Raw genomic sequence first — 7845 nt, forward strand, 5'->3', positions numbered from 1 at the left:
ACCTATTTCAGGACTAGACATGAAACAAAGACCCCTGTGGGAGCTGGCTTGCCAGCGATGGGGCCCTGTCCGGCAATACACTTCTCAAATCCGATAAGTACTCTTGGTCATCACCTTAGCCAGAATACTCATCCCGAACTTCACCGGCGCCGGAAAACGGAAACCGCCAGCCTCCAATGCACTCTCCGCATGATGCTCTTCATCAATGCGCATCTGCTCCAGGATCGCCCGGGACTTCTCGTCCTCCGCGGGCAATTGCTCCAGGTGTTCATTCAGATGCTTGCACACCTGATGCTCGGTCGCCGCAACAAAACCCAGGCTGACCTTGTCGCTGATCAACCCGGCCACCGCGCCAATCCCGAAGGACATGCCATAAAACAGTGGGTTGAGCACACTGGTATGGCTGCCCAACTGGTGAATGCGCTGTTCGCACCAGACCAGATGATCAATCTCTTCTTCGGCGGCGTGCTCCATGGCTTCGCGCACTTGCGGCAGCTTGGCGGTCAGCGCCTGCCCCTGATACAGCGCCTGGGCGCAGACTTCACCGGTGTGGTTGATGCGCATCAGGCCGGCGACGTGGCGGGTGTCTTCATCGCTCATTTGCGTATCCGGCTGCAGAATGGCTGGCGACGGACGGTACGGCTGGCCACTGAAGGGCAGCAGGGTACGCATCGCGGCATCGGCTTGCAGCAGAAGACGGTCAATCGGCGAGTAGTGACGTTGGGTAGTCATGCTGACCTCCGGGAAGAATCTCGGCCACCAGTTTAACCGAATCGGCCGGGGAAGGTTTGCGCTGGGTCATGCCGCGCTGGATCTGCGTCATGTAGGAGCTGCCGAAGGCTGCGATCTTTTGATCCTGGTGTTAATTCTCTAAAGATCAAAAGATCGCAGCCTTCGGCAGCTCCTACAGGTGACAAAGCGCAGGCCTGGTCGGTGAATCTTAGCCCGGTGGCCAGTTCATCTGGCGCTGCCCGAGGACGTGCATATGAATGTGATAGACGGTCTGCCCACCTTTTTCATTGCAGTTCATCACCACGCGGAAACCTTCCTCGCAACCCAGCTCCAGCGCCAGACGCTGCGCAGTGAACAGGATGTGCCCGGCCAGTGCCTTGTCGTCTTCGGTCAGGTCATTGAGGGTGCGCACCGGTTTCTTCGGGATCACCAGGAAATGCACCGGTGCCTGAGGGGCGATGTCGTGGAACGCCAGAACCTGGTCGTCTTCGTAAATGATCTTGGCCGGGATTTCCCGGTTGATGATCTTGGTGAACAGAGTATCCACTGCTGTTTTCTCCGTTGTTTGAGCTGAATCGAGTGTACCGCGTTGAATCCGGATTCTTTAGCGCGGGCAATAGGCTTTATTGACCATGCCGACAATGGTGCGATTAAGCCAGCGCGAACCGAGTCGCGGCAAAAAGGCAAACCAGCGGTTGCGGCGCCCCGGGATGATGATTGCTCGGTTCTTATCGAGCGCGCGCACGGTGTACAGCGCGACTTCCTCGGGGCTCATCAGTAATTTGCTGTCTTTGAGTTTGTCGCTGTTCAGTTGCGCCGTGCGGAAAAATGCCGTGCGCGTCGGGCCAGGGCAGAGCACCGAAACCTTCACGGCACTTTGTTTGAGCTCAACCCGCAAGGCTTCGGAGAAGTGCAGAACATAGGCCTTGCTGGCGTAGTAAGTGCTCATCCACGGGCCGGGATTGAATGCGGCCACCGACGCAACGTTGAGAATCTGCCCGCCACCCTGCAGCGCCATGCTGTTGCCGATCGCGTGGCACAGGCGGGTGAGGGCGAGGATGTTCACTTCGATCAGGTCTTGCTCGGTCATCCAGTCCTGCGCGAGAAACGGGCCGCAGGTGCCGATACCCGCGCAGTTCACCAGCAGGTCAATCTGCCGGTCGCCTTCTTCCAGCTCCAGCAAAAAGCCGGACAAGCGCAGCGGCTCGCCCAGATCGCAGGCGCGAAACAGTACTTCGACGCCGAAGCGTTGGGTCAACTCGATCGCAATACTTTCCAGCTGATCACGCTGTCGAGCCACCAGAATCAGACTGCGGCCGCGCCGGGCCAGCGCTTCGGCCATGGCCAGGCCAATGCCGCTGGAAGCGCCAGTGATCAGAGCGTAACGGGTCATGCAATTCTCCATCGCAACAGCTCCGCGCCGACGACGCGGGTGTCACGGCGGGGAGCGCTGTTCATTCTTTCGCAGAGTCTACAGGGGCCTGCGCCGCTTCGGCTGCCTCGTCGGCGGAATTTGCTGCCGGCTCGACTTCGACGTCGATTTCATCGGTGGTCACCGAGCCGCTTTCGTAGCTACTTTCCAGATTGCTTTCATATTCCTGCTGGACGGCGGAGAAGCCGCCGAGGATGCCACCAGCAAAGATCAACGCGATGAACACGACCCACAACGAGCAGAGCACCTTGACCGCCGTGCTGTTGGGCGGAGGCGGCGGGCCATATTGATTGGCGCCGGTATTGCCCGGCACCACCATGATCACGAAAGGGAAGAAGCTGCCCACGAACGGGACAATGTTCAGCAGCCAGAGCCAGCCCGACCAGCCGATATCGTGCAAGCGCTGAACGCTGAACAGGATGCTGACAATGAAGAAGCCGAGGAACAGGAAGAAGGCAAGGATGCCGCCAATGATCAGGCCCGTGGTCGACTCACCGCTGACCAGCCCCAGAGCGATCAGGGCGAAGATGCCAACAATCGGCAATGTCACCAGGCTGAGCACCATTGTCCACGCCAGAAAACGCAATCGGCCGATGCGGCCTTCGACACTGAACGGCTTGAGTACGGCGAATGCCGGCAGGCTTTCGCCGACATTGGCCCGCGGCGGCGCGTAAGGAGATTGCGGCTCAGTGGTGGCAGGGCTGTGCTCGTGGACGTCCGCCAGGTTGAGCTCGATGGTGGTTTCGGGTTCCAGCCGGGCGTCGATGCCGGTTTTGCTCAGCGCCTGCAGGTAAGCCTGCGCATCACTGTGAGTCAGGTCGCGTTTGAGTGCGACGGCGCGGCCACTGAACAGACGCTCAATGGCGGCGACATCGCTTTTGAACAGGTCGGCCAAATTGAGTTTGGCGGTGGTGATATCGACACCGGGCTGCAGAGCACCGTTGAAAACGATCTTGTAACGGGGTTCGCTCATGGCCGAGGCATCCTTGTCGCGAGTAAATTGAAAGGTCGTCAGTGTAAGGCCAGTCCACAAACGACTGGCCTGATTTTTTCAGCGTGGCCAGCGTTGTGGCAACTGCGCGGCGCGCTCCTGGGCCTGGCGATACTCGGCGTCGAGGCGCGCAATCAGTTGATCCACGCTCGGCAAGTCATCAATCTGCCCGACGCCCTGACCGGCCGACCACACGGTCTTCCAGGCTTTGGCTTCGTCACTGATGGGTTTGAGCTTGTCGCCGAAGTTCACTTCGCCCTTGCCTTGCAGTGCAGCCATGTCGAAACCCGCCGCTTCCAGGCTCTGGCGCATGAAACTGGCCGGAACGCCCGACACCGCTGGAGTATGAATGATGTCCGCAGCCTTGGCTGTCAGCAGCATGTCCTTGTAGGCGTCAGGCGCATGGCTTTCAGTGGTGCCGATAAATCGCGTACCGAAGTAGGCCAAATCCGCACCGAGCAGCTGTGCGGCGAGAATCTCATGGCCATGGTTCAAACATCCTGCAAGCAACAGCGTCTTGTCGAAGAACTCACGGATCTCGGCAATCAGCGCAAACGGGCTCCAGGTACCGGCATGGCCCCCGGCGCCGGCGGCGACTGCGATCAAACCATCGACCCCAGCCTCGGCCGCTTTCTCGGCGTGTCGGCGCGTGGTCACGTCATGGAAGACCAGTCCACCATAGCTGTGCACCGCATCGACCAGCTCCTTCACCGCGCCGAGGCTGGTGATGACGATCGGTACTTTGTGTTCGACGCAGATGTTCAGGTCCGCCTGCAGGCGCGGGTTGCTGTTGTGCACGATCAGGTTCACCGCGTAGGGCGCCGGGTTGTCCAGTGTCGCAAGGCCCGCTTCGATCTGTTCCAGCCAGGCCTTGAAGCCACTGCTTTCGCGCTGGTTCAAGGCCGGAAAACTGCCGACCACGCCATTGCGGCAGCAGGCGAGCACCAACTCAGGGTTGGAAATCAGAAACATCGGCGCCGCCACTACGGGCAGACGCAGACGTTGTTCGAGCAAAGCGGGCAGCGACATGATGAATACCCCAAAGATCTGTTCTTGTTGAAGTTAGAACGGCTTGACCACGACCAGAATTACGATAGCCAGCAATATCAGAACCGGCACTTCATTGAACCAGCGATAAAAGACATGGCTGCGGGTGTTTTCGCCACGGGCAAAACGTTTTACCTGCGCGCCGCAAATGTGGTGGTAGCCGATCAGCAGTACGACCAGAGTCAGTTTGGCGTGGATCCAGCCACCCATGCTGAAGATGCTCGGGTTGAGATAGATCAGCCAGCCGCCGAAGATCAGCGTGGCGATCATCGCCGGGCCCATGATGCCGCGATACAGCTTGCGCTCCATGACACTGAAGCGTTCTTTGCTGATCGTGTCTTCGCTCTGCGCGTGATAAACGAACAGTCGCGGCAGGTAAAACAGCCCGGCAAACCAGCAAACGATGCTGACGATGTGAAAAGCTTTGATCCATAGATAGAGCATTTTTAGTTATTCCAGGTTCACGGTAAGCCCGGATAGTAGAGGCTTGAGCGTCCGCACGTCACCTTGACGGTTGTCGCAGGGCCGCGCGGCCCCTATTATCGACGGCTTTCCAGTGGGTTCTTTGAGGGCAGGTTATGGTCAAGGTCGGTATCGTCGGCGGCACGGGTTACACCGGTGTCGAATTGCTGCGTCTGTTGGCACAGCATCCGCAGGCAGAAGTGGTTGTGATCACTTCCCGATCCGAGGCCGGTCTGGCCGTGGCTGATATGTACCCGAACCTGCGCGGTCACTACGACGGCCTGGCCTTCAGCGTGCCGGACATCAAGACCCTGGGCGCTTGCGATGTGGTGTTCTTCGCCACGCCGCACGGTGTTGCTCACGCCTTGGCCGGCGAGCTGTTGGCTGCGGGGACCAAGGTGATTGACCTGTCGGCGGACTTCCGTCTGCAAGACGCGGAAGAATGGGCCAAGTGGTACGACCAGCCGCACGGCGCGCCAGAATTGCTGGATGAAGCGGTGTACGGTCTGCCGGAAGTCAATCGCGAGCAGATCAAAAAAGCTCGCCTGATCGCCGTGCCGGGTTGCTATCCGACCGCGACGCAGCTGGGTTTCCTGCCGCTGCTGGAAGCGGGTCTGGCCGATACTTCGCGTCTGATCGCTGACTGTAAATCCGGCGTCAGCGGTGCCGGTCGTGGCGCGGCGGTAGGTTCGCTGTATTCCGAAACGTCGGAAAGCATGAAGGCCTACGCAGTGAAAGGTCACCGTCACCTGCCGGAAATTCGCCAGGGCCTGCGTCGTGCCGCGGGCAAGGATGTGGGGCTGACCTTCGTTCCGCACCTGACGCCGATGATTCGTGGCATTCACTCCACGCTCTACGCGACCGTGGTTGATCGTTCGGTGGATCTGCAGGCGCTGTTCGAAAAGCGTTATGCCAATGAGCCATTCGTTGATGTGATGCCCGCCGGTAGCCATCCGGAAACCCGTAGCGTGCGTGGCGCGAACGTTTGCCGCATCGCCGTGCACCGTCCACAGGATGGCGATCTGGTGGTGGTGTTGTCGGTGATCGACAACCTGGTCAAAGGCGCGTCGGGCCAGGCAGTACAGAACATGAATATTCTGTTCGGGCTGGACGAACGTTTCGGCTTGTCTCACGCCGGAATGCTGCCGTAACACTTTAAGTCGCACAGCGAAAAGGCCCGTCTAACGGGCCTTTTTGCATTCCGGACAGCTCGTCGGCTTTATTGATATACCGTAACAATAGTTGACCGATTTTCTAGGAGAAGCGGATAATGCGCGTCATCACGCATTATGGCGGCGTAACGCCGGGAGATAGTCAGCATGAGCGTCGAATCCTTCACCCCCACGGCTTTGCAATTCACCCACGGTGCCGCGCACAAGGTGAAGAGCCTGGTCGATGAAGAGGGGAATGATCGCTTGAAGCTGCGCGTATTTGTTACGGGCGGCGGTTGTTCAGGGTTTCAATACGGTTTCACCTTCGATGAAGACGTGGCCGAGGACGACACTATCGTCGAGCGCGAAGGCGTGAGTCTGGTAGTTGATCCGATGAGCTTCCAGTACCTGGCAGGTGCTGAAGTGGATTACCAGGAAGGTCTGGAAGGGTCGCGTTTCGTGATCAAGAACCCGAATGCCACCACGACCTGTGGTTGCGGGTCTTCGTTCTCGATCTGACGCTTCTTCGTTTCAGATAACAAAACGCCGCAGAGCCTTACGGTTCTGCGGCGTTTTGCTGTGTGCGATTTGATCAGGCCGGGTAGATGGCGCCCAGGACACGAAGACCGCGTGCGCCGGTGACGCTTGGGCGGTTGGCGGCGATGCCTTCGAGGCAGCAATGGGCCAGCCAGGCGAATGCCATGGCTTCGACCCAGTCTGGATCGACGCCATGGGTCGCGGTGCTGGCTACCGTTGTCTCGGGAAGCAGGTCGGCCAGCCGTTTCATCAGTGCGCTGTTGTGCGCGCCACCGCCGCAGACCAACAGTTCTTGGGTATCGGATTGAGCGCTTTGCAGCGACTCGACGATGGTCAGCGCAGTCAGCTCAAGCAGTGTGGCCTGCACATTTTCCGCCGCGAAGGCTGGTAGTCGTGACAGGTGCTGTTCCAGCCACGGCAGGTTGAACACTTCGCGGCCGGTACTTTTCGGGCCCTTGGTAATGAAGAACGGATCGCTGAGCAGTGCTTCCAGCAATGTCGGCTCAACAGAGCCTGATTTTGCCCAGTCGCCATTGCGGTCGTAGTTTTCGCCCCGTTGCTGCTGAATCCATGCGTCCATCAGAACATTCCCAGGGCCGCTGTCGAAACCGGCTACAGGCTTGGTCGGCTCAATCAGACTCAGATTGCTGAAACCGCCGACATTCAAGACTGCCTGGTTACCAGTACGCTCTTCGAACAAAGCTTCATGGAAGGCTGGAACCAGCGGCGCACCTTGGCCGCCGGCAGCGACATCACGGCTGCGGAAATCGCTGACTACAGTAATGCCGGTCAACTCAGTCAGCAGGGCAGGGTTGCCGATCTGCACGGTAAAACCGCGTGCCGGTTCGTGGCGAATGGTCTGGCCATGGCTGCCGATCGCACGAATGGCTGCAGGTTTGAGCTGCTGCTGATCGAGGAGGGTATGAATGCCTTGCGCGGCGAGCTTCACCCAGTGTTGCTGGGCAATCGCCGAACGGGCGATTTCATCGGGGCCGCTGGCGCACAAGCCAAGCAGCTCGCCGCGCAGGGACGCAGGCATGGGAATGTAGTGCGTGGCGATCAGCTTGATCGCCGAAGTCTGTTCGATCAGGGCAATGTCCAGACCGTCGAGGCTGGTTCCGGACATCACACCGATATAAAGGGCCATGGCTTAACGCTTGCTCGATGCCAGCATGGTGGCCTTCTCTTGATCCATGCGCGCCATCAGCGGTTGGCTCTGCGCGAGGAAGCGAGCACGTTCGGCTTTGGCGATCGGATCGGCCATTGGCAGCTTCTGACCCAGTGGATCGACGTGAACGCCATTAACCTGGAATTCGTAATGCAAGTGCGGGCCGGTGGACAGGCCGGTGGTGCCGATATAGCCGATCACTTGGCCCTGCTTGACAGTACCGCCGGTTTTCACGCCTTTGGCGAAGCCTTGCATATGGCCGTAGAGGGTACGGTAAGTGTTGCCGTGTTGAATGATCACGGTGTTGCCGCCATGATCAGTGCCC

The 7845-nt window shown here is 59.1% G+C and carries 10 protein-coding genes; 2 read left to right on the forward strand and 8 right to left on the reverse strand.

The window, feature by feature from the left end:
* Nucleotides 1-84: 84 nt before the first annotated feature.
* The 6 genes from coq7 to hemJ all read right to left on the reverse strand — a co-directional run bounded on the left by coq7 (nucleotide 85) and on the right by hemJ (nucleotide 4646).
* On the reverse strand, nucleotides 85-732 hold the full coding sequence (gene coq7 / locus PMI37_RS03240; protein WP_008077993.1) for a 2-polyprenyl-3-methyl-6-methoxy-1,4-benzoquinone monooxygenase: 648 nt from the start codon (nucleotides 730-732) through the stop codon (nucleotides 85-87).
* Nucleotides 733-940: 208 nt separating this feature from the next.
* Complete coding sequence (locus PMI37_RS03245; RefSeq protein ID WP_003228789.1) at nucleotides 941-1279, reverse strand: histidine triad nucleotide-binding protein; 339 nt, start codon at nucleotides 1277-1279, stop codon at nucleotides 941-943.
* A 57-nt stretch (nucleotides 1280-1336) separates the two neighbouring features.
* On the reverse strand, nucleotides 1337-2125 hold the full coding sequence (locus PMI37_RS03250; RefSeq protein ID WP_034155108.1) for an SDR family NAD(P)-dependent oxidoreductase: 789 nt from the start codon (nucleotides 2123-2125) through the stop codon (nucleotides 1337-1339).
* Nucleotides 2126-2186: 61 nt separating this feature from the next.
* Entirely contained in the window at nucleotides 2187-3137 is a 951-nt protein-coding gene (locus PMI37_RS03255; protein WP_008077995.1) for a DUF805 domain-containing protein, read from the reverse strand.
* Nucleotides 3138-3215: 78 nt separating this feature from the next.
* Nucleotides 3216-4184 (reverse strand): NAD(P)H-dependent flavin oxidoreductase, encoded by a 969-nt coding sequence (locus tag PMI37_RS03260; RefSeq protein WP_008077996.1) that lies wholly within the window; start codon nucleotides 4182-4184, stop codon nucleotides 3216-3218.
* A 33-nt stretch (nucleotides 4185-4217) separates the two neighbouring features.
* Entirely contained in the window at nucleotides 4218-4646 is a 429-nt protein-coding gene (hemJ, locus tag PMI37_RS03265; RefSeq protein ID WP_008077997.1) for a protoporphyrinogen oxidase HemJ, read from the reverse strand.
* 134 nt (nucleotides 4647-4780) lie between these two features.
* Between hemJ and argC the strand changes: the two genes are divergently transcribed.
* Nucleotides 4781-5815, forward strand: coding sequence for an N-acetyl-gamma-glutamyl-phosphate reductase (argC, locus tag PMI37_RS03270; RefSeq protein WP_008077998.1), 1035 nt, complete (start codon nucleotides 4781-4783; stop codon nucleotides 5813-5815).
* 168 nt (nucleotides 5816-5983) lie between these two features.
* Complete coding sequence (gene erpA / locus PMI37_RS03275) at nucleotides 5984-6334, forward strand: iron-sulfur cluster insertion protein ErpA (protein ID WP_008077999.1); 351 nt, start codon at nucleotides 5984-5986, stop codon at nucleotides 6332-6334.
* A gap of 73 nt (nucleotides 6335-6407) precedes the next feature.
* On the opposite strand, the gene PMI37_RS03280 is transcribed toward erpA, so the two are convergent.
* A complete protein-coding gene (locus tag PMI37_RS03280) occupies nucleotides 6408-7499 on the reverse strand; it encodes an anhydro-N-acetylmuramic acid kinase (RefSeq protein ID WP_008078001.1) in 1092 nt (363 codons plus the stop codon).
* Nucleotides 7500-7502: 3 nt separating this feature from the next.
* On the reverse strand, nucleotides 7503-7845 hold a 343-nt coding region (locus PMI37_RS03285; protein WP_008078003.1), incomplete at its 5' end, for a M23 family metallopeptidase.

Source organism: Pseudomonas sp. GM80 (genome assembly GCF_000282515.1).
Lineage (GTDB): Bacteria > Pseudomonadota > Gammaproteobacteria > Pseudomonadales > Pseudomonadaceae > Aquipseudomonas.

Coding starts and splice junctions, on each gene's coding strand:
- PMI37_RS03250 (WP_034155108.1), bottom strand. CDS start 2,125: ATGACCCGTTACGCTCTGATCACTGGCGCTTCCAGCGGCATTGGCCTG.
- PMI37_RS03260 (WP_008077996.1), bottom strand. CDS start 4,184: ATGTCGCTGCCCGCTTTGCTCGAACAACGTCTGCGTCTGCCCGTAGTG.
- PMI37_RS03255 (WP_008077995.1), bottom strand. CDS start 3,137: ATGAGCGAACCCCGTTACAAGATCGTTTTCAACGGTGCTCTGCAGCCC.
- erpA (WP_008077999.1), top strand. CDS start 5,984: ATGAGCGTCGAATCCTTCACCCCCACGGCTTTGCAATTCACCCACGGT.
- hemJ (WP_008077997.1), bottom strand. CDS start 4,646: ATGCTCTATCTATGGATCAAAGCTTTTCACATCGTCAGCATCGTTTGC.
- PMI37_RS03280 (WP_008078001.1), bottom strand. CDS start 7,499: ATGGCCCTTTATATCGGTGTGATGTCCGGAACCAGCCTCGACGGTCTG.
- argC (WP_008077998.1), top strand. CDS start 4,781: ATGGTCAAGGTCGGTATCGTCGGCGGCACGGGTTACACCGGTGTCGAA.
- coq7 (WP_008077993.1), bottom strand. CDS start 732: ATGACTACCCAACGTCACTACTCGCCGATTGACCGTCTTCTGCTGCAA.